The organism is Thermosporothrix hazakensis (assembly GCF_003253565.1).
GTDB classification, from domain to species: Bacteria; Chloroflexota; Ktedonobacteria; order Ktedonobacterales; family Ktedonobacteraceae; genus Thermosporothrix; species Thermosporothrix hazakensis.
The window spans coordinates 20,454-42,143 of sequence record NZ_QKUF01000026.1; the positions used below are offsets into that span (position 1 = coordinate 20,454).

24 protein-coding genes are annotated in these 21,690 nt (G+C 52.8%); 16 read left to right on the forward strand and 8 right to left on the reverse strand.

Features of this window, described 5'->3' with window-relative positions:
- Positions 1 to 18 precede the first annotated feature (18 nt).
- From EI42_RS24590 to EI42_RS24610, 5 genes are read left to right on the forward strand one after another with little or no spacing between them, the layout of a single operon-like run.
- Positions 19 to 357, forward strand: coding sequence for a hypothetical protein (locus EI42_RS24590; protein WP_111325297.1), 339 nt, complete (start codon positions 19 to 21; stop codon positions 355 to 357).
- A complete protein-coding gene (locus EI42_RS24595) occupies positions 350 to 580 on the forward strand; it encodes a hypothetical protein (RefSeq protein ID WP_111325298.1) in 231 nt (76 codons plus the stop codon). The genes EI42_RS24590 and EI42_RS24595 overlap by 8 nt, the downstream gene beginning before the upstream one ends.
- Positions 577 to 831: a hypothetical protein gene (locus EI42_RS24600; protein WP_111325299.1), complete on the forward strand. Its 255-nt coding sequence runs from the start codon at positions 577 to 579 to the stop codon at positions 829 to 831. Before EI42_RS24595 ends, EI42_RS24600 begins: the two co-directional genes overlap by 4 nt.
- Positions 828 to 1,376, forward strand: coding sequence for a hypothetical protein (locus EI42_RS24605; protein ID WP_111325300.1), 549 nt, complete (start codon positions 828 to 830; stop codon positions 1,374 to 1,376). Before EI42_RS24600 ends, EI42_RS24605 begins: the two co-directional genes overlap by 4 nt.
- Positions 1,366 to 1,815, forward strand: coding sequence for a hypothetical protein (locus EI42_RS24610; protein ID WP_111325301.1), 450 nt, complete (start codon positions 1,366 to 1,368; stop codon positions 1,813 to 1,815). The genes EI42_RS24605 and EI42_RS24610 overlap by 11 nt, the downstream gene beginning before the upstream one ends.
- A gap of 159 nt (positions 1,816 to 1,974) precedes the next feature.
- Here EI42_RS24610 and EI42_RS34990 read toward each other — a convergent pair whose 3' ends face one another.
- The gene (locus tag EI42_RS34990) at positions 1,975 to 2,154 is read right to left on the reverse strand and encodes a helix-turn-helix domain-containing protein (protein WP_371860000.1); all 180 of its coding nucleotides are present in this window, start codon (positions 2,152 to 2,154) and stop codon (positions 1,975 to 1,977) included.
- A 306-nt stretch (positions 2,155 to 2,460) separates the two neighbouring features.
- Between EI42_RS34990 and EI42_RS24620 the strand changes: the two genes are divergently transcribed.
- Together EI42_RS24620 and EI42_RS24625 are read left to right on the forward strand one after the other, a co-directional pair.
- The gene (locus EI42_RS24620) at positions 2,461 to 2,898 is read left to right on the forward strand and encodes a hypothetical protein (RefSeq protein WP_111325303.1); all 438 of its coding nucleotides are present in this window, start codon (positions 2,461 to 2,463) and stop codon (positions 2,896 to 2,898) included.
- A complete protein-coding gene (locus EI42_RS24625) occupies positions 2,895 to 3,197 on the forward strand; it encodes a hypothetical protein (RefSeq protein WP_111325304.1) in 303 nt (100 codons plus the stop codon). Before EI42_RS24620 ends, EI42_RS24625 begins: the two co-directional genes overlap by 4 nt.
- A 167-nt stretch (positions 3,198 to 3,364) precedes the next feature.
- Here the strand turns inward: EI42_RS24625 and EI42_RS24630 are convergent, their stop codons facing one another.
- Complete coding sequence (locus tag EI42_RS24630) at positions 3,365 to 4,783, reverse strand: class II fumarate hydratase (RefSeq protein WP_111325305.1); 1,419 nt, start codon at positions 4,781 to 4,783, stop codon at positions 3,365 to 3,367.
- A gap of 42 nt (positions 4,784 to 4,825) precedes the next feature.
- The gene (locus EI42_RS34485; RefSeq protein WP_281278945.1) at positions 4,826 to 4,960 is read right to left on the reverse strand and encodes a hypothetical protein; all 135 of its coding nucleotides are present in this window, start codon (positions 4,958 to 4,960) and stop codon (positions 4,826 to 4,828) included.
- Positions 4,961 to 5,052: 92 nt separating this feature from the next.
- On the opposite strand from EI42_RS34485, the gene EI42_RS24635 reads away from it, so the two are divergent.
- The 4 genes from EI42_RS24635 to EI42_RS24650 all read left to right on the forward strand — a co-directional run bounded on the left by EI42_RS24635 (position 5,053) and on the right by EI42_RS24650 (position 7,374).
- Entirely contained in the window at positions 5,053 to 5,634 is a 582-nt protein-coding gene (locus EI42_RS24635; protein WP_170142888.1) for a ribonuclease FAU-1 family protein, read from the forward strand.
- 16 nt (positions 5,635 to 5,650) lie between these two features.
- Entirely contained in the window at positions 5,651 to 5,908 is a 258-nt protein-coding gene (locus EI42_RS24640) for a hypothetical protein (RefSeq protein ID WP_111325307.1), read from the forward strand.
- A gap of 241 nt (positions 5,909 to 6,149) precedes the next feature.
- Positions 6,150 to 6,563, forward strand: a complete 414-nt coding sequence (gene panD, locus EI42_RS24645) for an aspartate 1-decarboxylase (RefSeq protein ID WP_111325308.1) — start codon at positions 6,150 to 6,152, stop codon at positions 6,561 to 6,563.
- 154 nt (positions 6,564 to 6,717) lie between these two features.
- Positions 6,718 to 7,374 (forward strand): RecX family transcriptional regulator, encoded by a 657-nt coding sequence (locus EI42_RS24650; protein WP_170142889.1) that lies wholly within the window; start codon positions 6,718 to 6,720, stop codon positions 7,372 to 7,374.
- Positions 7,375 to 7,422: 48 nt separating this feature from the next.
- Here EI42_RS24650 and EI42_RS24655 read toward each other — a convergent pair whose 3' ends face one another.
- The gene (locus EI42_RS24655) at positions 7,423 to 9,471 is read right to left on the reverse strand and encodes a serine/threonine protein kinase (RefSeq protein WP_111325310.1); all 2,049 of its coding nucleotides are present in this window, start codon (positions 9,469 to 9,471) and stop codon (positions 7,423 to 7,425) included.
- Positions 9,472 to 9,774: 303 nt separating this feature from the next.
- Here EI42_RS24655 and groES point away from each other — a divergent pair, with 303 nt between their 5' ends.
- From groES to EI42_RS24670, 3 genes are all read left to right on the forward strand, one after another.
- On the forward strand, positions 9,775 to 10,068 hold the full coding sequence (groES, locus tag EI42_RS24660) for a co-chaperone GroES (protein ID WP_111325311.1): 294 nt from the start codon (positions 9,775 to 9,777) through the stop codon (positions 10,066 to 10,068).
- Positions 10,069 to 10,138: 70 nt separating this feature from the next.
- Entirely contained in the window at positions 10,139 to 11,770 is a 1,632-nt protein-coding gene (gene groL / locus EI42_RS24665) for a chaperonin GroEL (RefSeq protein ID WP_111325312.1), read from the forward strand.
- 308 nt (positions 11,771 to 12,078) lie between these two features.
- Positions 12,079 to 13,158 carry an FUSC family protein gene (locus EI42_RS24670; protein ID WP_170142890.1) on the forward strand — a complete coding sequence of 360 codons (1,080 nt, stop codon included), beginning with the start codon at positions 12,079 to 12,081 and terminating at the stop codon, positions 13,156 to 13,158.
- 93 nt (positions 13,159 to 13,251) lie between these two features.
- Here the strand turns inward: EI42_RS24670 and EI42_RS24675 are convergent, their stop codons facing one another.
- Positions 13,252 to 14,115 carry a heme NO-binding domain-containing protein gene (locus tag EI42_RS24675; protein ID WP_111325314.1) on the reverse strand — a complete coding sequence of 288 codons (864 nt, stop codon included), beginning with the start codon at positions 14,113 to 14,115 and terminating at the stop codon, positions 13,252 to 13,254.
- Between the two features lie 308 nt (positions 14,116 to 14,423).
- On the opposite strand from EI42_RS24675, the gene EI42_RS24680 reads away from it, so the two are divergent.
- Positions 14,424 to 15,209: a class I SAM-dependent methyltransferase gene (locus EI42_RS24680; RefSeq protein WP_111325315.1), complete on the forward strand. Its 786-nt coding sequence runs from the start codon at positions 14,424 to 14,426 to the stop codon at positions 15,207 to 15,209.
- Positions 15,210 to 15,316: 107 nt separating this feature from the next.
- Here the strand turns inward: EI42_RS24680 and EI42_RS24685 are convergent, their stop codons facing one another.
- Positions 15,317 to 16,855 carry a carboxypeptidase M32 gene (locus EI42_RS24685; protein WP_111325316.1) on the reverse strand — a complete coding sequence of 513 codons (1,539 nt, stop codon included), beginning with the start codon at positions 16,853 to 16,855 and terminating at the stop codon, positions 15,317 to 15,319.
- A gap of 174 nt (positions 16,856 to 17,029) precedes the next feature.
- The gene (locus EI42_RS24690; RefSeq protein ID WP_111325317.1) at positions 17,030 to 18,967 is read right to left on the reverse strand and encodes a S9 family peptidase; all 1,938 of its coding nucleotides are present in this window, start codon (positions 18,965 to 18,967) and stop codon (positions 17,030 to 17,032) included.
- Between the two features lie 450 nt (positions 18,968 to 19,417).
- Between EI42_RS24690 and EI42_RS24695 the strand changes: the two genes are divergently transcribed.
- Positions 19,418 to 19,924 (forward strand): NUDIX hydrolase, encoded by a 507-nt coding sequence (locus EI42_RS24695; RefSeq protein ID WP_111325318.1) that lies wholly within the window; start codon positions 19,418 to 19,420, stop codon positions 19,922 to 19,924.
- Positions 19,925 to 19,997: 73 nt separating this feature from the next.
- On the opposite strand, the gene EI42_RS24700 is transcribed toward EI42_RS24695, so the two are convergent.
- Complete coding sequence (locus EI42_RS24700; RefSeq protein ID WP_111325319.1) at positions 19,998 to 21,671, reverse strand: NADH-quinone oxidoreductase subunit N; 1,674 nt, start codon at positions 21,669 to 21,671, stop codon at positions 19,998 to 20,000.
- Positions 21,672 to 21,690: the final 19 nt, after the last annotated feature.

Below are 21,690 nucleotides of genomic sequence, written 5' to 3' on the forward strand. Positions count from 1 at the left end.
ATTTCAAGGGGGGGGCTCATGGCAAACATGTTAAGAACGATATTCTTGAGGGAAGATCTAAAGCCGCTAGAAGAGCAATTCCTGCTCTTTCTGGGATGCCGCTTAGATGGTTGTCCTGGCGAGGGGAAAAGTATCGTTATCCTACCAATCGATGCCGAAAGAGTGCCGAAAGAACGCACCCCATTGAAAGAACTAAGGGAGATTATATTCCCTGACCATCATGTGATTATACGTGAATCACATGAATACTATAGTAGATTAAGCAAGCTTATTATTTCATCAGTGGATATTATCGCGTACACGCTGTTAGTTGCAAACTGGGATAAAGACCTCCCTAAAAGGGGGCACTATGGATAGCGAAGTAACCAGGTTAAAACAGCAGATTGAACAAGAATATCAAGCAATGAAGGAAGGGCTCACGGGGCTTTCCAGTGTCGCCCGACATCAAATCATCTACCAGCGCTATGAGAACATCTACCAGTATATGGCGAAGCTGGAAAAGCTGGTAGGGGAAGAACCGGCCCGCGTCGCTGTGGTGACGATAGCTGATCGGGTGATTGAAGGAAGGGGTGAAGTTTGAACGGAATCAAGTCACAGAAACCACCCGGCTTTGATGAGCGAGGGCGTTGGCACCTGACACTCTCCGATTGGGAGCTTGTCGCCATACAGGACGCGCTGTTCTGGCGGCTCTCCCTGCTTCAACAGCAGTATCCGAACCCGACAGAGGAACATCGGTACCTTGCCTATCTGCTTGAAAGTGTTCGAAATCGGATTGGGCTACTTTTGCAGTTGTCTGGATTGACAGATCAGGAGAAAGATTTGTGGAAATGAGGATACTCACCCAGGAAGAGCGTGAACAGGCAACGGCCCGCGCTCATCGGGCAATGCAACGACACTATCTGCTGTCTTGTACACGTTACGCGAATGCCATTTCGCGTGACGAGAGAGCTATGTGGGCACAGGAGGCAAAAGATGCATTATCCTACCTTCGTTATCACACCATCCCGGTACAGGGACAGGAGGGCTATCTGATGCCGCAGAACTTCAGGCCGTTTTACATCCCGGAGCAACACGTTATTCATCGTGTCTTCAGTTTTGACCTGACCAAAGAAAGGCCCGTTTTGCGAAAGCACCACATAAAGGTGAAACCCTATAGGGAAAAAGGGCTCACCCCGGAGGGCACACCCACCTATGGCTATTTTTCCCTGTTCCTTCCACAGACGGTCCGGCTCGAACAGCACACGGAAGAGAAGGACGACGATATGTACTGTCAATTATGGGAAGGGGAAAAGAAGATAGGGACAATTGTCCGGCCATCGCGCTTTGTTGTCTTCCATCTGGTTTGGGAAAAAGAGGAGGTGCAAAATGAGGCATGAATCCCCCATGAACCCGGTTCCACTCCGATCTGATGCCCGTGACACGGCTCTCTATCCACCAGAAAAGCTAGTGGATAGGAAAGCGAGAACCCGCACCGTGCCCGGTATGTTTATCGGGGTGATCGAATATCTCCGTCATGCCGGCTGTGAGGTGACACCCAGTGCCGACAGGGAGCAAATGACGCTGGTCTATCCAGAGGGAACCATCAGCCAGTATCAGGGCGTCCCCATGACATCGCCTGAATACAAGATCACATTGCCCAACGGCGATGTGTTGACAGAGGCATATCAGAGATGTGGGTTGGTCTACCTCTATATGGATGAGGAGAAGTTGGAGGACTTCCTGAACAGACATCCAGATATACAACGACTGGACGCCGAGGAGCGAAGAAAGTGGGGGAAGGAGCGAAAACCCGAGAAGAAAACTCCCTCTTTTTAACTGTCGGGCTATCCGGTGGAAGCCCCGGGAGACTCCTCCCTCTGCCTCTTCCCGGGGCTTCTTTTCAGACCAACTCGGATATCCTTTACACTGCCTTTTGCTGGCAAGCCCGTATGAGCGACCCTATCAACCCCCTGCGGGCTTGCTTTTCAAAATAAGTTACTGCTTGCTACCCGGTTTGTTGCTTGTTCGGTCTAGATAGTCCTGAAGGGCGGCACGACTTACCCGCCACTCTTTATTGTTTATTTTGTGAGCTGTTATTGTACCTTGTCTGAGCATTTTTTGTACAGCTTTCTTGTTGAGTCGTAGAATGTCACATAAATCCTCAACGGTTAACATTGGCTCTGGCTTTTCCGGTTCCACCTTTGGTACCCCCTTCCTTTTTTACTATTGTAAGTCTTCTCCTTTTAAAGATCAACAAAACGAACCCCAAAATAACTTAAGATAACTTAAAGGGTTGAAAAATAACCAGAAAGATCTTATACTGTCTGTAGAACTTGCAGAAAGAGGAGGTAAGAGCAAGACAAGAGCAAAAAAAACCGCCTGCTGTCACAGGCGGTTGACAGAAGAGTGGTAAAAAAACGTACTAAAGCCTCTTCCAGTGCTATCGTAGCACGTGGCGGGGGCAGTTGGCAAGGAGGAGCAATGATGCTGAAACACGCAAGGTTGGTAGCGATGGAGCCATTTAAAACGGTTATCGGGTATTCAACGATTGTATCCGGCAGTGACGCATTCCAGGGTGGTTACCGCGTCGGTGCGGCTTACTACAACCGTCATTTTCGCGGTAAGCCAATGGACGCAGAGGAAACACACGCGTTTCTGTTGGAACGCATGATTTCACAGATAGAAACACGTGATAATCGATTCCAGGAATGGAATTTCGGCTTTCTCCTGGGATTTTCACACGCGATTGTAGCGAGTGAGGATGCGACGAAGCGGCTGCTTGAGGTATCAATTTACTTTGACCCTCAGGAATATAACCTGAAAGCTTGCCTGCTTCACTATCGGCACGTTTGGGCTCAACTTCATGATTGTCAGATATGCCGGTCATGTGGAAAGAAGGAAGCGAGAGGGGAGAAATGAAGTTACGACATGGCGGGTTCACTTTGGTGCAGAAACCAAACGGAGACATGGCTATCGCTGCTCTCATTCGGGATGAGCATGATCAAGTGGTAGCAATCTTGTTTGAGCCCTCTTTAGCGGAGGTAGTGGTGTTGGCCCCCCTTTTCCGGGAAGCAGCAGCTCTTATCGAGAGCCTCGTGCAGGCCGGAAAGCTCACCCCACACCTGGAGGGGCGGGCAAAAGAAATCGTTTCCCGGCTAGCGATTGCCAGACAATTCTACACCGAGCCACCACAGGCGACCACACCTGCGCAAGAATAGACGTATCAGGGCCGGGATTGCCGGCCCTACCGTAGAAGTGGCCGGGTACGTTCGGATTTCAAAGAGCGAACATGAATATAACCAAATTGAACAAAGGACTCTATACAGCCGTGCTGAAAATGCCGAGCCGGGAAAGGCCGGGCTGCGCCGACCCTCCCTTTTTCTGCTTAACCGGCAGCGGGTCCCCCCTCAAGCCCGGGCTTTGTCATACTGGCAGGATCAAGAATGCGGTTCAGTTCTTCCTCTGAGAGATCGGTCTTCTCGCGTGCAACCTCACGGATCGTCTTGCCAGTACGGAAAGCCTCTTTCGAGATTGCTGCCGCCGCATCATAGCCAATGACAGGGGCCAGAGATGTACAGATCGCCAGACCTTTCTCGACCATTTCTGGTCCCTTGCTGGTTGCCTTCAGTCCCTTGACGCACTGCTCGGTGAAGTTCCGCACAGCAGCAGCAAGCAGGCTGATCGATTGCAGCAGGTTGTAGGCTGCAACCGGGAGCATCACATTCAACTCGAAATTTCCCGATTGCCCGGCAACAGTAATAGTTGTATGGTTACCAATCACCTGAGCGCAGACCATACAGAGCGACTCGGCAATGACCGGATTGACTTTCCCGGGCATAATCGAGCTTCCAGGCTGCACAGCAGGAATTTCCAGCTCACCGAAGCCTGCACGGGGCCCGGAACCAAGCCAGCGAATATCATTGGCAATCTTCATCAGGCTGACTGCCAGCGTGTTCAGCGCGCCGCTGGCCTCTACCACACCATCGATCGTGCTCTGCGCCTGAAAATGGTTGCTGGTCTCGCGAATCTCGACACCATTCATCTCGCTCAAGCGCCTGCATACGCGAGCCGAGAACTCTGGATGGGTGTTGACTCCGGTGCCAACTGCCGTCCCGCCAAGCGCAATCTCAGAGAGTTCTTGCTGTGCATGGCGCAAGCGGGCAATACCACGCTCTGCCTGTCCCGCATAGCCCAGAAACTCCTGGCCCAGACGAATCGGGGTAGCGTCCTGCAAATGGGTGCGCCCGGTCTTGACCACATCCATAAACGCATCAGCTTTTTCCTGCATTGCCGCTTTCAATTCCTCCAGGGCAGGAATAAGCTGTTGCTCAATGCTCACCAGAGCAGAGACATGAATAGAAGAGGGGATAACATCATTTGAGGACTGGCCGAAGTTCACATGATCGTTTGGGTGTACTTTGCGTGACCCACGAGAGCCGCCGAGAAGCTCGCTGGCCCGATTCGCGATCACCTCATTTGCATTCATATTGGTCGAAGTACCGGAACCGGTCTGGAAAATATCAACGACAAAATGTTCGTCAAACTTGCCGTCAATCACTTCTTGCGCGGCCTTGACAATAGCCTCCGCGATCTGGTGATCAACGGTTCCCAGTTCCGCATTTGTCTGTGCTGCCGCAAGTTTGATTTGCCCGATAGCGCGAATAAATTCCCGGGGGAAGCGCAGATCACTGATCGGGAAATTCAGCACAGCACGCTGCGTGCTTGCCCCATAATATGCATTGACAGGTACCTGCATCTCGCCCATAGAGTCGCGCTCGATGCGGGTCTGTTGAGTCTGTACCATAATTGACTACTCCTCATTGAGTATTTTTTTATGCTTTCTGCATTATATCATGGAGAACGACCGACAGATAAAGAGAATGACCAGTTGCAACACAAACCATGCGCTCACACGTACCTGATAATAGAGGGCCTCTTTCACGACCCATTCGTCCCGGTTCAGAGAGCCACAGTCCTTCACATTTTCACTATACAGGGCTCCTGGAATCTCAACGGAACGAACAGCTATACGATCAGACAGAACCGAACAAGGTACAGCAGAAAGGCTATTGTATGCTTTTAGAAGCGAATGTCCGAAAAATGCTTGTAAGCGGTGAGCAGTGGGGTGGCTGGAAAGGTTATCAACTTCCCCTGAGTTCTGACTATGTCACGATCTGGACCCCGATAGGAACCGCCATGCAATGGAAACCGGGAACCTGGATCAGCAAAGCGTACGGTATCTCTTATTTTTGGCCCGATCAATGGTATACTATACACCTCAGTTATTATCCTGATGGCCGCTTCCGCGAGGCCTATTGCGATATTGTCCTGCCCAACCACGATTATACCAGTAGTGCACGCGAGTTGATCTATACGGATCTGTATATTGACGTTGTTGTGCGCGATAATTTCAGCGTCTTTACCAAAGATCACGAGGTCTTTGAACGGGCCGCACAACAGTACCCGATCGTCAGACAGGTACAGAAACAGGCCTATCAGGCGCTGGAACAACTGGAACAGCAGGCGAAAACCTGGAGTGGGCCCTTTAGCGTCCTGCCGCGCCGCCTGCCAACAAAAGATGTGATGACTCTGCCTGTAGAGCAAATACGCAAAGCCTTTCACGCGGCATTGCAAGGGCCTCAGAATTCAATGTAGTCTTGTGGTGAAAACAATGATTCCAGAAGAAATACAGCAGCGGCTCCGCCAGCACGGCATCACCGATCTGGACGAAGTCGCGCTTCGTCAGGCGCTCGAACGGTACACTCCGACCTACACATTGATTCGGCTGGCTGACTGGCCTGCTCGGCGCTGGAAGTGCCGTTATCGTCTTCTACTATCCGAAAACATGTATGATGCCCAAAGCGTGCCAGAAGCCTACGCTCGCGGAATTCTGGCATTGATTGACCGGGCCCAGCAGGCTTCATCATAGCGTTTTGCAAGGAAGAGAGTTTTCGGGCGTATCCTGTCGGAGCAACCAAATAGTAATGGTTCTCGGCCATACATTTTGAAATCTGAATATATCTGTGGTTATAATAGGCTTGTCAAACGTTATTTATAATAGACATGGGGATAGGCAAATATCTCCATAGAGTCGTTTTTGTAAATCTGTTTTAGAAACGAACCAGACAAACTGAGAAAGAAGCTGAAAAGGGAAAGGAAATACCGTTACTATGCTGCGTACCATGTGCAAAGGGAAAATTCATCGTGCTACCGTCACCCAGGCCAATCTCAACTATGTTGGCAGCATCACGATTGACCAGGACCTGCTCGACGCCGCTGGAATCTTCCCCTATGAAAAGGTGCAGATAGTCAATATCAACAATGGCGCTCGCCTCGAAACCTATACAATTGCCGGTGAGCGTGGTTCTGGTGTCATCTGCCTGAATGGTGCTGCGGCCCGTCTGACTGCGGAAGGTGATCTTGTTATTATTATTAGCTATGGTGACTTTAACGAGGAAGAAATTCGCAGCCTGCGTCCGCGGATCGTTTTTGTTGACGAAAACAATCGAATGACAGAAAGAAAGATCGTTCCCCTTCACGAAATGCTGCCAGCAGAGGCAGATGAAGCGATGGCACTCTTCTAAGAGTCCCGCTTCGAGTAGGTTCATTCGACCCCGGTGGTTGAATGAATTACTACTTGCCCGCAGCCTATCAAACGTTTGTAAGGTATTTCCTTTCCCTTTCCCCCACTCCCTTTCCCCGGCTTCAAGCCCCGCGAAAAGAAGGTATAATAGATATATGCGCATTACAGCCTTACAAGCACAGGTACACAATCCAGAACGGGTCAACATTTTTGTTGATCATACCTTCCTCCTCGGTGTCCATGCCCTGCTCGTCCTGCAAATGGGCCTGAAGGTCGGACAGGAGCTAACAGAGGCACAAATAGAACGGCTGCGGCAGGAAGAAGCCCTTCAGCAAATGCTGGACCGCGCCATGAACTATCTGTCGCTGCGACCACGAAGCACCCGGGAAGTGAAGAACTATCTGCGGCGCAAGAACGCCCCTCCCGAGATGATCGAGGGAATTGTGCAGCGTCTGCATGACCTCAACCTGCTTAACGATCAGCAGTTTGCCTCTTTCTGGGTCGAGAACAGAGAACACTTCAGCCCGCGGGGCTCCTATGCCTTGAAGAATGAACTTCAGCAGAAAGGGGTACAGCGCGAGATCATTGACACACTGGTCGACGGGGAACAGGATGAGGAGCGAGCGCTGCGGGCCGCCGAGAAAAAAGCGCTCTCTCTACTGCGACAACCGGGAATCGATTATCCTGCCTTCCAGCGGCGGCTTGGCTCCTTTTTGCAGAGACGCGGCTTCAACTATGAGATCACAATGCGAACCGTCAAACACTTCTGGGAAGCGGAAAAGCAGGAAAGCATCGACGAACCTTTCGAGTGAGAGAGAAAAAGACTCCTCCGAGAACGATTACTCAGAGGAGCCAGTCAGTCATGCTTTCGGCAGTTGTACCTGCGGGATATTCGTTGGTTCAGCCGTCCCTATTTTGATCTGTTCAATCTCCGCTGGAACCATCTCACCAAATGAAACCTTGACCACAACATTCGTGGGATCAACGCCCGCCTGTTTTGTAATATAGGTGCGGGCTTCCTGTACCTTCATGCCTTTGATATGTTCCTGAATATTTTTCAGTTTTTCCGGTGTTAACCGGTATTTCGCCACTCCTGCGACAGGAACAGCCAGCGTAATCGTGCTATCAGTGCTGTTCTTGACCACTGGTTGGCCCACTTTTGTATAGGTCGGCATGAGCTGAAAACCGTCCCCGGCCTCCTTTTCCAGCATCTTCTGAGCCAGATTTTGCGCCTCGCGATTGCTATAATAGTTCGCAGTTCCCTGAAGAGTCAGTGTGACCGAAACCGTCTCGCTTTTCTTGCCTAACTCAGGCTCATACGAGCCATCCTTACTGATAAAAGACGGCTCACCAACCATCACCGCTCCCCTGTTTTGCAGGTCAGTCGTCATCTCCTGTTTGAGCTGCTCTTCGAGCTCCTGCTTGGCCTGTAGAACCAGATTATCCACGTCCTCGCTTGATACCACCTTCGGGCATTTGATAAAGCACAGAAACGGGCGGCCAGTGGCCGGCCCGGTCTTTGTCGTTGTTTTCGTCTTTGTCAATGTGCTTAGAGGAATCGAGGCGGAAGCAAGATCAGGATTCTGAATTCCCGTTCGTGCCGTCAGGGTGACGACCTTATTGAGGGGTCGCACCTGCGGCGTGATGGTCACTGTGGCTGATTGCGCGGCCTGAAACGTAAAGAAACTCAGGGCCACAACGACCAGCACCAGGATCACTGTCAGAATAGAGAGCAAGGGCAATAACGAGCGCTTACGTCGCTTCGGAGGCTGACTGTTCATCCCTCTGCGGTTACTCAACATCGCCTTCAAGTCGTCTGGAGCAACCGAGGAGGTCGGTGCATCATGATCGTCAAAGAGGCCACCTCGTGGAGGAGGAAGAATAATCTCCTCACGCGGTAAGACAATCTGCTCCTGCACGTTTCTCTTCTTCGGCAAAGGAGGCATTGTCGGGACAGCCTTCACGCGGGCCTGCTTTGGGGGCTCACTCACCTTTGTATCAGGCTCAGATTGTTGCGCTCTGGGGACCGGCCGGGGGGCCGTTTCCTGTCGCGAAAGAGAGGCAGGCAGTTCCTCGGGAGAGACGTTCAAGGCCAGATAAGCTCGCTCGAACTCCTGAAGCAGCTCATCGGCGCTGGCAAAGCGATCGCCCGGATCAGGAGCCATACTGCGCTTCAGCACCTCAATCATCGGCGCGGCAATTCTGGCACCACGAGCCTCGGATGGGAGTTTGCCGGTCAGCATCTGAAAAAGAATGACACCAAGCGAGTAGATATCATTGCTTGGGGCTGAGATGCCGTTTGCTCGTTCGGGAGCCATATACTCGATTGTGCCTATTTCCCGGCCATTCTCAGTTAAAGGCGGGCTGGCAAGCGAGCCAAGCATAGAGGCAATACCAAAATCGATCAGGCGCACATAGACCTGATCGCTGTCATCTGCCGTATCAAGCAGAATGTTGCTCGGCTTGAGATCGCGATGAATGACGCCCCGCTTATGAATATAGGCAACGGCCTGTACCAGCGCGGTAAAAAGCTGATGGATCTCACCATAAGAAAGCGGTCCACGTTGCAGGCGCTGTGCCAGGGTGCCCCCCTGAATATATGGAGTCACCAGGAAAAGGCGTCCCTGCTCTTCGCCAAACTCAAACAGAGGGAGAATATGTTCATGTTTTAGATGAGCACTTACCTCAGCCTCTCGCAAGAAACGTTTCCGCGCAACCGTATCGTAAGCCAGATCGGAGCGAATGATCTTCACCGCCACTTCACGCCCGAAGGCCGTACGTTGACGCGCCAGATACACTTCTCCCATGCCACCCACGTCGATGCGTCGAACCAGATCATAGTTGCCGAATCCGCGCACCTCGCCAGCGAGACCGAATGGCTCTTTTAGAGGTTTTTGCTGTTCTTTCATCGGCCTGTTTTTCAGAATACCATTCAGCGCTTTTCAAAACACACTTCTGAGCACTCAAACGGTACATGTGACAAACTTTCGCCTATGTGCAGTATAGCATCTAAAAAGAAAGAAGGGAAGTGTATGTCATTCATCAGCGGTTATCCCCTTGCGTAATGGCAAATGATGGTGTATGATAATGACGGTTCGCACTCTCACCTATAGAGTGCTAATTCCAGATCTCAGCAAAAAAGTTTTAGCAATACAACAGCAATTGCGGAGACAAGCAGACAGACAGGGAAAACGAAAAAGGAGTAGCCAAAAGTGAGTGTCAAGCTTCAACCACTTGGTGATCGCGTTGTTGTCAAACCCCTGAATCGAGAGGCCGTCACAAAGAGCGGCATTGTTCTGCCCGATACAGCCAAAGAGAAGCCCCAGGAGGGCGAGATTCTGGCCGTTGGTTCGGGAAAAGTGCTGGACAACGGGAAACATGTTGCCCCTGAAGTCAGCGTTGGTCAGACCGTTTTCTTCGCCAAATATTCCGGCACAGAAGTCAAGCTGGAAGGCGAGACCTACCTGATTATGCGCGAAAGCGACATCCTGGGCATCGTTGAATAAAGCGAGCCCGACTATCCATAGTCAATCTGAGCGTTGAATAGTTCATCCGAAACGTAGGAGTTGAGATACAGTGGCAAAGCGATTACAGTTTGATGAGAAGGCACGTTACTCCCTGAAAAAGGGTATGGACGTTGTAGCAAACGCGGTTCGTGTAACCATCGGTCCAAAGGGCCGCAATGTCGTCCTTGATAAGAAGTTCGGCGCACCGACCATCACCAATGATGGCGTTTCTATTGCCCGCGAGATCGAGCTGCCCGACTCATTTGAGAACATGGGCGCCCAGCTACTCAAAGAAGCGGCAACCAAGACCAATGACGTTGCAGGTGATGGCACCACCACCGCAACCGTGCTGGCACATGCGATTGTCACCGAGGGCCTGAAGAACCTCGCCGCAGGCGCAAACCCGATGATCCTGCGCCGTGGTCTGGAGCGCGCGGCAGATGCCGTCGTCGCCGAAATCAAGGCAATGAGCAAGCCCGTTGAGACCCGCGAGCAGATCGCACAGGTCGCAGCTATTTCCGCCGCTGATCCTGAAATCGGCGCTCTGATCGCTGAGGTCATGGAGAAAGTCGGTAAGGATGGCGTGATCACCGTTGAAGAGGGACGCGGTATCGTGACCGAGAAAGAGTATACCGAGGGTATGCAGTTCGATCGCGGTTTCATCTCCCCATATATGGCCACCAATCAGGATCACACTGTTGCCGAACTGAATGATCCCTATATCCTGGTCACTGACAAGAAGATCAGCGCCATTCAGGACATTCTGCCCCTGCTCGAAAAGGTGTTGCAGAGCGGCCGCAAGGACCTTGTTATCATTGCCGAAGATATCGACGGTGAAGCCCTTGCCACGCTGGTTCTGAACAAGATGCGCGGTGCCTTCAATGTGCTTGGTGTCAAGGCTCCGGGCTTCGGCGAGCGCCGCGATGCAATGCTTGAGGATATCGCTACTCTGACCGGTGCATCTGTGATCACCGAGAAGAAGGGTCTCAAGCTTGAGAGCGCAACCCTCGATGATCTGGGCAGCGCCCGCACCGTGACCTCGACCAAAGAGACCACCACCATTGTTGAGGGCGCAGGCTCCAATCAGGCCGTTCAGGCTCGCATTGCTCAGATCCGTGCCCAGATCCAGGAGACTACCAGCGACTACGATCGCGAGAAGCTCCAGGAGCGCCTGGCGAAACTGGCCGGTGGCGTTGGCGTCATCAAAGTTGGCGCAGCGACCGAGGTCGAGATGAAAGAGAAGAAGCACCGCGTTGAGGACGCTCTGTCCGCAACCCGCGCCGCAATCGAAGAGGGTATCGTTCAGGGTGGCGGTTCCGCACTGGTGATCGCATCTCGCGCCCTTGATAAGGTTCAGGCCGAGGGTGAAGAGGCAACCGGTGTCACCATTCTGCGCCGCGCTCTCGAAGAGCCTCTGCGCCAGATCGCAACCAACGCCGGACTTGACGGCTCCGTGATCGTGGCTGGTGTCCGCAGCAACGGCAAAGAGGGCTATGGCTTCGACGCGCTGAAGGGCGAGTATGTGAACATGTTCGAGGCCGGTATCATCGACCCGGTCAAGGTGACGCGCTCCGCTCTACAGAACGCGGTCAGCATTGCCGGAATGGTGCTCTCCACCGACACGCTGGTCACCGATATTCCTGAGGAGCAGCCCGCAGCCAATCCCGCCGCCGGTATGGGCGGAATGGGCGGCATGATGTAATCTGCCTCCTGATCAGACAGCAAGAAAGCGAAAGGGGTCTCTCGTATGAGAGGCTCCTTTCTTTTCTCCTCATCTACATAGGATTTTCCCTATCAAAATAAGAAGAATATATATATTGGACTTTATAATCCCGCTGCACTATACTGAAACAGGCAAGCAGGGAAGCCCTTTCTTCTCGCATTCCCCCGCTTCTTTCTTCAAAAAAACCAATTCAATGCTGCAACTCAAAAGCATTAAGAGTCAGTGGAGTCTATATGATACCTGTAGCGAAAAAGCCGTTCCTCATCTCTGAAGAGCCATCCGCCTTCATGCAAAAACTCTTTGACCGCGGACATGAGTACCTCCCGCAAATTCTGCATATTCTGAGAATCACGCTGGCCGTTACCCTCTCCTGGGAACTCGCACGCCTCCTTGTCGGGCAAAGCAATGCCTCTCTCGCGGCAACCGCCGGGCTTGTTGTCACGCAGGCAAGTTCAATACAGACACTCCGCAAGGGCATCGAGCGCGTGATAGCTGTCCTGATCGGGAGCATTCTGGTCCTTTTCTTTCTCTCGTTTCTCCCGCTAACGGTCTGGACACTCTTTCTGGTTGTCTTCTGCGCTCATGTGCTCGGCCTGCTCTTCCAGAGGCGCGCCGCCTATGTTGCCGTTCAGATCCCGATCACTGCACTCTTCACGCTGATTACCCTGACGACCGATCCACACGCTACCTCGTATCCACTGATGCGCCTGCTCGGGGCCTGTCTCGGGGGCGGGATTGGCCTGTTCATCACACTCCTCTTCTCGCACCCGTTCCATATTTTTCGCGCTCACGCTGCCAGCCAGAAGGTGCTGACAGCCTTCCCTCAAACTGTCTCCACGCTCTCCGCCGCGTTCTCCGGGCAGTTCAACGAGCAACTCCAGACACAGCTAGAACAGCAGTTACAGACGCTTGAGCGACAGATCAGCGCAAGCCGTCAGATGGTCTCGTTTGCCCTTGAGAGTGCCCGCCTTGATCTCTGGGCCAAACCAGCCCGCTCACTCATTGCCAACCACACCCATATACTCAAAACGCTGGAACAGCTCCGTCTCCGTATGCAGCGCCTTTTCTCGCTCCTGACCGGTGCCGCTTGCTTTGCTGCTCCCGAAGAACAACGCTGGTTGATGCGGTATAGCCGCCTCCTTGAACTCAATGGAAAGCTGCTTCGCCTGGCACTGCTCGATGCGCAGAAGCAGCCGGAAGATTTCGAGGAACTTACCCGCATCGCCCTGGCAGAGACGCAGCGCTGTCTGCGTCACCTTCTCCACCCCGATACAGGGATTATCGAGGAGGAGAAACGTGTTATGCTGCATGCGGCGATTCTCTACGAGCTGGATGCAATGCTTTCTGAGATCCAGCACCTCCGCTGAGTGTTTCACGTGAAACAGTCCTTGCTTTCTTTTCCCGAGGAGAGGGACCATGTTGCATCGGCGTTTCACGTGAAACAGGTCCTTACCCTCGCGCTATCGCTGACCCATCGCAGCTGGAACCTGCCAGTACCGGCGCGTCTCCAGACTATCACCCGGCTGATTGGCATTTGAAGCCAGCAAGCCAGCGTGTTGCAGCATCTGCAAGACTTCCAGCAGCTGACCAAGACGGACCGGCTGAGAGGAAGCATTCAAAGTATTCAATTTCCCCTGAAGCTCAAACAATGTCATCCCCTCCCCTTCATGCTCTGGCAGGACCGTCTTTACCAGCATCGCGAGCCGTTGTTGCGCTTCCCAGCGGGCCCGCTGTTCTGGCGTCTTCCGGGATCTTTCTGCCGTACGAGCCTGAAATTGTACCTCAAAATAGCAGTGTGGAGCACCACGAGTAACACAGGAAAGCTCCTTCACATATACTTTTTCCTTGAACCGCTCCGCAGCTCCCTCTACCGCACCCCAGAACCAGCCACAGAGGGCTCTGGGACTGTCGTACCGGAACAGAATTTTAGAACGGGAATGATCCTCCGAGAGATAGGTATAGTTGAATACCGGAGGAGTCAGGCCATCGGGGCCCTTTGCCATCTGGATATGTGCATCACGCATCAATAATACAAGGTCCCGCGCACAGCTTGTTTGCGAAAGCAGAAAAGCACAATGGTGACGCGTCAGCCCATTGGTAATGAAATAGTGTCCGAACTGGCGCAGCAATCGCTGCTGATGGATACCGGTTCTCTGACTGACGACCTGTAGACCGTACATAAATGCATCATCTGCAAAAACCCGACCCGCCAGAGGACGCGCTTCTACCTGCCCAGCGAGCGCCTCGCGATACGCCTGTAAAACGGCCGCATCGAAGTGACCCGCAAGATATTTTTCCCAGGTCGAGAAAACCAGTCCTAACATGCCTTCATCCCTCTCTATCTCGTTTTTTTCTCATGGTTTCACTCATTATATAATTCAAAAGTATCATACCGCGTTGTGTAACCGTAACGCAAGAGGACAAGGCTCATAAATCTCTGCTGGCCAGATCACAATAGCATCACAAAAAGCTGATACTGCCTCCTACCGGGGTAATGGTACATTATTACTAGAATGAAAACAGCCGAGCCTTCCCATTTGTGTTCTCATCCCTCGGTGTGGTATTCTCTGCATGGCAGAAAGATACGTAAGAATAGAGAGTACATCGATGTCTCTCAAAGAAAGGGCTGCTCATGCCTATTGATTTTCATGCCACACGGAATCATCGTTCATACGCTGATCGCCAGGCAGACAGCACATGGCGCGACTTTATGCGCGCACTTATCACAATCGAGGGAAAAGATATCGCGGATATCGGCTGTGGAGGAGGCATTTATACTGCTGCCTTCGCCGATATGGGAGCCGCCCATGTTACCGGCGTTGACTTCTCCGAAACGATGCTTCAAGACGCCCGCGAACAATGCTCCGGCTATGATACCGTCTCCTTCCAGCAGGGGGACGCGCTGCACACCGGTCTGGCGGACGCCCATTTTGATGTGATCCTGGAACGGGGACTGACACATCATCTGAAACAGGAACAGCTTCCGGCCTGCTTTGCCGAGGCATATCGCCTGCTCCGCCCGGGTGGCGTGCTCTTTGTACAGAACCGCACCCCGGAAGATTGTCAGCTTCCTGGAAGCGACACAAACCCACGTGGCTATTTCTTTGAGAAGTTCCCTCGCTTGCTGACTATTGAGACCAGCAGGCGCCCAAACAGTGTCACAACAATGGCAGCGCTACAGCAGGCAGGCTTTACCCGTATTGAAGAACGCCACCTTTGGGAAATTAAAGAGGTGTACCCGAACATTGAGAAACTGACCGAGCATATTCTAACCCGTAAGGGACGTTCAATTCTTCACGAGTTGACCGACACAGAACTACAGGAGCTAGCCGAGTATATACGAGAGCGTTACAGCGATCAGCAGGGCGAAATTGTGGAGCAATGTCGCTGGACTGTCTGGTGCGCATGGAAGGCCTGATACCTCTCTGAACAGCGGAGAGCCTTCACAGGTCAGTTGAAAGGGCCAGGAGAAACGTGCTCAATCAAAAAAACGGGGCAGGGAAAGAGTTCCTGCCCCTTCTCATGCTAGAGGTTATAGATCTGTGAAAACTTGTTGGTCAGGTAATCAACAAGATACTGTGGGTTGGGCGCTTCTCCGGTAACGCGCTGAATCAGCTCTTCTGGCTGATAGATCGTGCCGTAGGCATAGAGGTTCTCGCGCAGCCAGTTCAGCACGAAGGAGACATCACCGCCAGCCAGGCGCTCATCAAAATCAGGATATGCCTTGCGCAGCGTGTTATAGATCTGGGCGCTATAGAGATTGCCAAAGGTATAGCTCGGGAAGTAGCCAAAGCCAGAGGTCCAGTGGACATCCTGGAGAATACCATTGGCATCGCTATCAGGAGTAATACCCAGATAATCCTGATATTTAGCATTCCACATTGAGGGCAGCGACTCTACCGAGACATCCTCATTCATCATTGCACGCTCCATCTCAAAGCGGATGATAATATGCAGATTATAGGTTACCTCATCCGCCTCGACACGAATCAGGCTGGCCTCAACGTTGTTCAAAGCGCGGGCAAACGTTTCCGCAGACACTTGCTGGAACTGCTCGGGGAAGCACTCGCGTACAAGGCCGAACTGTCCCTTCCAGAACGCTGTAGAGCGACCAATAATGTTCTCCCACAGGCGGGACTGCGACTCATGAACGCCCATCGTCGCGCCACTTGCCAGCGGCGTACGTACCAGGGTCGGGGCCACTCCTTGCTCATAGACCGCATGGCCGCCCTCGTGAAGCGCACCCATCAGGCCCATCGGCAAATAATCTTCCTGATAGCGCGTGGTGACACGCACATCAAAAGGAGAACCAAAGCTGGTGGTAAATGGGTGTGCGGAGACACGCAGTTCGCCCCGGTTGAAATCATAGCCCATTGCCTTCAGGGCCTTGATGCACAGCTCCTTCTGCTTCTCAACATCGAAACGCTGACCACTCACGGAGCTCATATCGACCTTGTTGCCGCTCTGCTGAATGCGCTTGAGCATGGTCTTGCTGACATCGCGTACCGGCTCAAAGAGAGCCGACACCTTCGCCGCAGTAAACCCGGGCTCGTAGGCATCAAGCAGGGCATCGTAGCGCGTCTCTTTGTAGCCCCAGCGATCAGCCACCTCACGCTGGAACTCGATAATCTTTTTCAGCTTGGGAGCAAAGAGACCAAAATCATTATTCGCGCGCGCTTTCACCCAGGTATTGAACGCATCAACGCGCGCAATCTCCATCTCCTTCACCAGTTCGCGGGGCAGTTTGACAGCGAAATCATACGCGCGGCGGGTGTCGCGGACCAGAGCGCGATCAGCATCAGAGTATTGAGGCTGATGAACCACATCCTCCAGGCTCTTGAGCAGCTCGCCAAGCTGCGGAGAGGTCTGCCGATCATGCACCAAGCCGCTCATAGTTGCCATCTGATGACCGCGGACCTCGTTGGCACCATCGGGCATCGCGGTCTGCTGGTCCCAGTCGGCCAGAGCGGCGAGAGAACTCAGATCGACGATCTCCTGTACATATTCAAGCAACGTGTTAATACGGTCATCACTACGTGTAAAGTCAATCTTCTGTTCTGCCACGTGCTATTGTCTCTCTTTCCTGTTTATGCAAACACATCAATGAAGTTGAACAAAGCAAGCGTGAGGCTGATGATCCTCACGCCCGAGGGATAGAATGAACATGTCGTCTCTCCTGCACAGACGCAAGAGAGCGCTTCTCGACCTCACCTCAATTATATCGCAGCAGCAGAGTCCTCAACTATGCAAATTTTCGATTTCTACCGGCTCAACCTGCTCGGCCAGCTCAAAGCCGAACACCTTTGCGTAGAAGTACAGTTCTGCCTCTTGCGCCCGCTTGATCGAGTCGGCCCGCCGGAAGCCATGACCTTCGCCTTCAAACTCAATATAGGCAACCGGAATCTTTCTGGCCCGCAGTGCCTCAACCATCTTTTGTGACTGATCGGGCGTCACGATCTTATCATCAAGGCCCTGGAAGAGAATCATTGGACAGGAGAGCTGCTCAACGTGGTTCAGCGGAGAGCGCTCACGATAGAGATCAGCACACTCGGGATACGGGCCAACCAGACCGAAAGTATAGCGTGACTCAAACTTATGGGTGTGTTCGGCCAGCCCGATAATATCGCTGACACCGAAGAAGCTGGCACCGGCCTTAAAGACATCGCGGAACGTCAACGCCCCCAGGGTGGTATAGCCGCCCGCACTTCCCCCACGAATCGTCAGGCGCTCTTTATCAACCAGGCCCTGATTCGCCAGATAGAGCGCTCCATTCACACAATCGTCGATATCCACAATGCCCCACTGCCCCTTGAGCCGCTCACGATACGCCCGCCCATAGCCGGTACTGCCTCCATAGTTGACATCGAGAATGGCAAAACCACGACTCGTCCAGTAGAGCTTACTTAAATCCAGCACCGCGACCGATTGGCTGGTCGGTCCGCCATGACTCCAGATCTGCAACGGGGGAAGCTCGCCCTCTGGAGCCTCATATGCAGCATTGCGAGGCGGATAATAATAGCCATAGGCCGTCTGGCCGTTTTCGGTCGGAAACTCGATCAGTTGCGGCTCGGTGATGATGCCCGGATCAAGGGCGAGCGTGCTGGAACGCTTCAGCACAGTCGTCTGCCTACTTTGCAAATCCAGCGCTACGACCGAGCGGAACTCGCTTGGAGACGCCCCGATAAAAAACACGTGTTCTGGGGTCACCTGCACGTCTGAGATGACGGTATAAGGAACAGGGATCGGGGTAAACTTTTTGGTGCGGGTATCCAGGCTGGCAAGCTTATCCTGGCCCTCTGTATAGCGACAGATAATGGTCTGAGCAGACGCGAAGCCATAGGTAGACATGCCAAAAACCCACTGTGGAGAGCCAAACTCAGCCTGCATCTCATGCATCGGCTCTATCGTGCCGTCAGCGTTTAAGCGATAAATATTCCACCAGCCCGAACGATCAGAGACAAAATACAGAACCCCATCAGGAGACCACTGCGGCTGGAAAATAGATTCGCTTTCGCCACCTGCAACATGCTCGGCATAGCTGACATAGCCATTTGCATCAATAGAGCCAACCCAGAGTTCACAGCCATCCCAGGGCATATTGGGATGATTCCAGGTCAGCCAGCAGAGTTTTGAGCCATCAGGGCTCAGACGCGGCGTGGAGTAGAAATCATTCCCCGCCACGAGCGTGCAGAGCTTGCCACTACCATCAAGCGGCACACTGACAAGCGTGTTTGCTGGATCATGATCAGAATGCGTGTGGTCCTCACAGACACAGATCAGGCGTTGCCGCTGCTGATCGACCACCATATCTGCATAGCGTTTCCGTTCGGGAGGGGTAATCGGCTCCGGTTCCGCGCCCGGTTGCAAGCGGTAAAGCCGCTGATCACTGAAGTTCGCAAAAAAGACCGTATCCTGACTGACGGCGTAATCTCCCCCACCGTACTCGTGAACCATTGTACGAGCATTCAACGGCAGAGGCAAGACATCGACCTGTGACCCGTCAACGTTTCGCTTTACAATAGCGTTGCGGCCCCCTTCAGACGGTCTCCCCTCAATCCAGTATACATTCTGTCCATCAAGTGCGATCTCGTTTACTCTAATGGTCTCCGATACAAGCATATCAGTTGTGATGGGAGACTTCCACGAGCCGTAAGGGGTAATATGTGGCTTCCTCATACCAGATTCAATTCTCCATGCTTTTTCTTCATTCACATAGCTATCTTAACACAATTTTCCAGTCACTATCTAACCTGGCGCTTGCAATAGCCCAGGTGCGCCTCAACCGAAGTAAAAACGCAATTGTATTGCTGAGTTTTCATTGCCTGTTACAGCCCATTCCTATAGGATGCTCTCATTCTTATTGTCGACAAAGAGAGAACCTTCGTCATCGACACTCCCCTTTTTCCTTAGAGGAATATAATGCATCCATCCTCAAAAGTGAGTCCCTCTTGCTTCCCTATCAGTAAAAGTATATACAGCTTACTTTCATCTATGACAGCTCTGCGACAACTCTATGATACTGTTATGACAATCATCGACGATAATAGGCAGTAGCAAGGGGAAAGTGTCAGGGCACTCTTCGGCTCTGAATCAGTTACAGCTATTGGAAAGCGAGTAGAAAGACCTATGTTCTATGATCTCTTAAAAAAATGTGTCAGCCTTTTCTTTCATCTGATCAATCTCATCACCGGCAACCGAATTCCACCCTTTGGGAGCGCAGCAGTCGTCGTTGAACAGAACAATCGCTATCTGGTCGTTCGCCTCCCGGGGAATCGCGTGGTCTTCCCAGGTGGCTTTATGAACTGGCGCGAAACACCGCAGCAGTCAGCAGAGCGTGAGGGAGAAGAAGAGACCGGCATGAAGATCCAGGCAGAGGATTGTATCAATGTCTACTCGCTGGTCAGCGACCATTGGACCAACATGAGCACCAATAGTTTTGTCTTCTCGGGTGAGGTAGTTGGCGGGCGGCTACATCCAACCGTTGAAGGATCCGCCTGCTGGATGTCGGAGCAAGAATTGCGCCTGGTGATGAGCAAGCATTCACTGCGCATTCTTGATGATTATCTCGCCTATCGTAAGCGTTCCCAGCAGAACCAGCAAACCTCTCATCCAACCGTAACCCGGGTCTCCTGAAGCGCTCTCTGCGGCAAAGGAAGAGGGCCGGGACGTACTCGTTCCCGACCCTCAAAAACCGCAACCAGTTTTGTCACTTCAACATTGCTTCTGCCGCTTGCCGGGCTAGATCAACCAGCCAGAAAGGCAGCACAGTCCCCATCGCCAGCGCTCCAATAACGGACAGTCCCAGAGACAGCCAGGCCATCCAGTTCAGATTGTGCCTCGGCTCATCATCCACGACCTCAGCGACCACCCCGGACTCAACCTTCACCTCTTTCTCAGCAGCGGGCTTCACCGCAACAGCAGTGCCACCCCGTGAAGGTGTGCTCAGTTTTCCGGAAGCACGGCGCACCGGCGTGGCCGCAGGCGCCACCGCGGGCTGAACCTCTTTTTCTGGTGCCTCCATAAACATGGTCGCGATAAAGCGCAGGTAGTAGTACATACCAAAAACGCTCGCCAGCACGCCGATAATCAGCAGTTCGGGATGCCCACCGACCAGAGCGGTATAGAACAGATAGTATTTTCCAGCAAAGCCAGCCATCGGCGGAAAACCGGCCAGCGATAGCAGGAAGAAGGCCAGCAGACCAGCCAGCACCGGGCGTCTATGCCAGAGACCACGCAGAGCGCTTGCATCGCTGCCGGAGTTGTCCAATCTCTCAAGGAACGAGACGACCCCAAAAGCGCCAACGTTGATAAAGGCATAGCAGAACAGATAGAAGAGAATGGAGGCTATTCCGTCGACGCCGCCAACAACGATCCCGATCATCAGGTAACCAGCATGCGCAACGCTTGAATAGGCAAGCATTCGCTTCACGTTCTTCTGCGCAACCGCCATAATGTTGCCGCCGACCATCGTTAGCACCGCGATCGCCCAGATAACGGGCATCCACGTCGCATGCGCCGGCAACAGCACCACATCAAAGACGCGGGCAAATGCAATCAACGCGGCCGCTTTTGTGCCCACCGACATAAAGGCGGTCACGGGAGCCGGAGCGCCCTGATATACGTCAGGCGTCCAGGCCTGGAACGGCACAGCCGACACTTTAAAGGCAAAGCCGACCGACATCAGCGCCATCGCAACCAGCAACATAGCCGGTGCAGCATTCCCACCCTTCATTACAAGCGAGACCGCATCCGCGGCCCCCCGAAACGACGTGCTATTCGTCGAGCCATAGGTCAACGCGATCCCATAGAGCAGGAAGGCCGAGGCAAACGAGCTGAGCAAGAAATACTTCATGCCTGACTCCTGCGAGGCCCTGCGGCGAGCCACAAAGGCGCATAGAATATACAGAGCCAGCGAAAGAAGCTCAATGCCCAGAAAGACCGTCACAAAGTTCGTTGCCGAAGCCAGCAACATCATGCCAACAGTCGCAAACAGGAACAGGGCATAGTATTCACCCTGATGAACCAGTTGCAAGCGCTTCAGGAACTGGGGCGAAAGTAAGATACCCAGGCCACTTGCAGTCAAGAGAATCAGATTTGCATAGAGCGCCCCATAATCCGAACCCACCATGTTGTTAAACGCGGGTTGATGGTCGCCCATGACAAAAAGCACAATGGTAGCGGCAATAGCGCCAAGCACTCCCAGGAACGCCAGGAGAGGCAGAACAACAAAGTTTTCCGGCCCGGTATCCTTCGTGCGCTTTCCTCCCGCATGCGGGAGCACCACATCCACCAGCATAACCACGAGTGCCATGCCTACCAGGACCAGTACTGGCGCTATTCGCCCCCAATCCGCAGCGGAGACGGTATATGTGAACGTCATAAACAAACTCTACCTCGTA

Coding starts and splice junctions, on each gene's coding strand:
- EI42_RS24590 (WP_111325297.1), top strand. CDS start 19: ATGGCAAACATGTTAAGAACGATATTCTTGAGGGAAGATCTAAAGCCG.
- EI42_RS24595 (WP_111325298.1), top strand. CDS start 350: ATGGATAGCGAAGTAACCAGGTTAAAACAGCAGATTGAACAAGAATAT.
- EI42_RS24605 (WP_111325300.1), top strand. CDS start 828: ATGAGGATACTCACCCAGGAAGAGCGTGAACAGGCAACGGCCCGCGCT.
- EI42_RS24610 (WP_111325301.1), top strand. CDS start 1,366: ATGAGGCATGAATCCCCCATGAACCCGGTTCCACTCCGATCTGATGCC.
- EI42_RS34990 (WP_371860000.1), bottom strand. CDS start 2,154: ATGTTAACCGTTGAGGATTTATGTGACATTCTACGACTCAACAAGAAA.
- EI42_RS24620 (WP_111325303.1), top strand. CDS start 2,461: ATGATGCTGAAACACGCAAGGTTGGTAGCGATGGAGCCATTTAAAACG.
- EI42_RS24625 (WP_111325304.1), top strand. CDS start 2,895: ATGAAGTTACGACATGGCGGGTTCACTTTGGTGCAGAAACCAAACGGA.
- EI42_RS24630 (WP_111325305.1), bottom strand. CDS start 4,783: ATGGTACAGACTCAACAGACCCGCATCGAGCGCGACTCTATGGGCGAG.
- EI42_RS24635 (WP_170142888.1), top strand. CDS start 5,053: ATGCTTTTAGAAGCGAATGTCCGAAAAATGCTTGTAAGCGGTGAGCAG.
- EI42_RS24640 (WP_111325307.1), top strand. CDS start 5,651: ATGATTCCAGAAGAAATACAGCAGCGGCTCCGCCAGCACGGCATCACC.
- panD (WP_111325308.1), top strand. CDS start 6,150: ATGCTGCGTACCATGTGCAAAGGGAAAATTCATCGTGCTACCGTCACC.
- EI42_RS24650 (WP_170142889.1), top strand. CDS start 6,718: ATGCGCATTACAGCCTTACAAGCACAGGTACACAATCCAGAACGGGTC.
- EI42_RS24655 (WP_111325310.1), bottom strand. CDS start 9,471: ATGAAAGAACAGCAAAAACCTCTAAAAGAGCCATTCGGTCTCGCTGGC.
- EI42_RS24670 (WP_170142890.1), top strand. CDS start 12,079: ATGCAAAAACTCTTTGACCGCGGACATGAGTACCTCCCGCAAATTCTG.
- EI42_RS24675 (WP_111325314.1), bottom strand. CDS start 14,115: ATGTTAGGACTGGTTTTCTCGACCTGGGAAAAATATCTTGCGGGTCAC.
- EI42_RS24680 (WP_111325315.1), top strand. CDS start 14,424: ATGCCTATTGATTTTCATGCCACACGGAATCATCGTTCATACGCTGAT.
- EI42_RS24690 (WP_111325317.1), bottom strand. CDS start 18,967: ATGAGGAAGCCACATATTACCCCTTACGGCTCGTGGAAGTCTCCCATC.
- EI42_RS24695 (WP_111325318.1), top strand. CDS start 19,418: ATGTTCTATGATCTCTTAAAAAAATGTGTCAGCCTTTTCTTTCATCTG.
- EI42_RS24700 (WP_111325319.1), bottom strand. CDS start 21,671: ATGACGTTCACATATACCGTCTCCGCTGCGGATTGGGGGCGAATAGCG.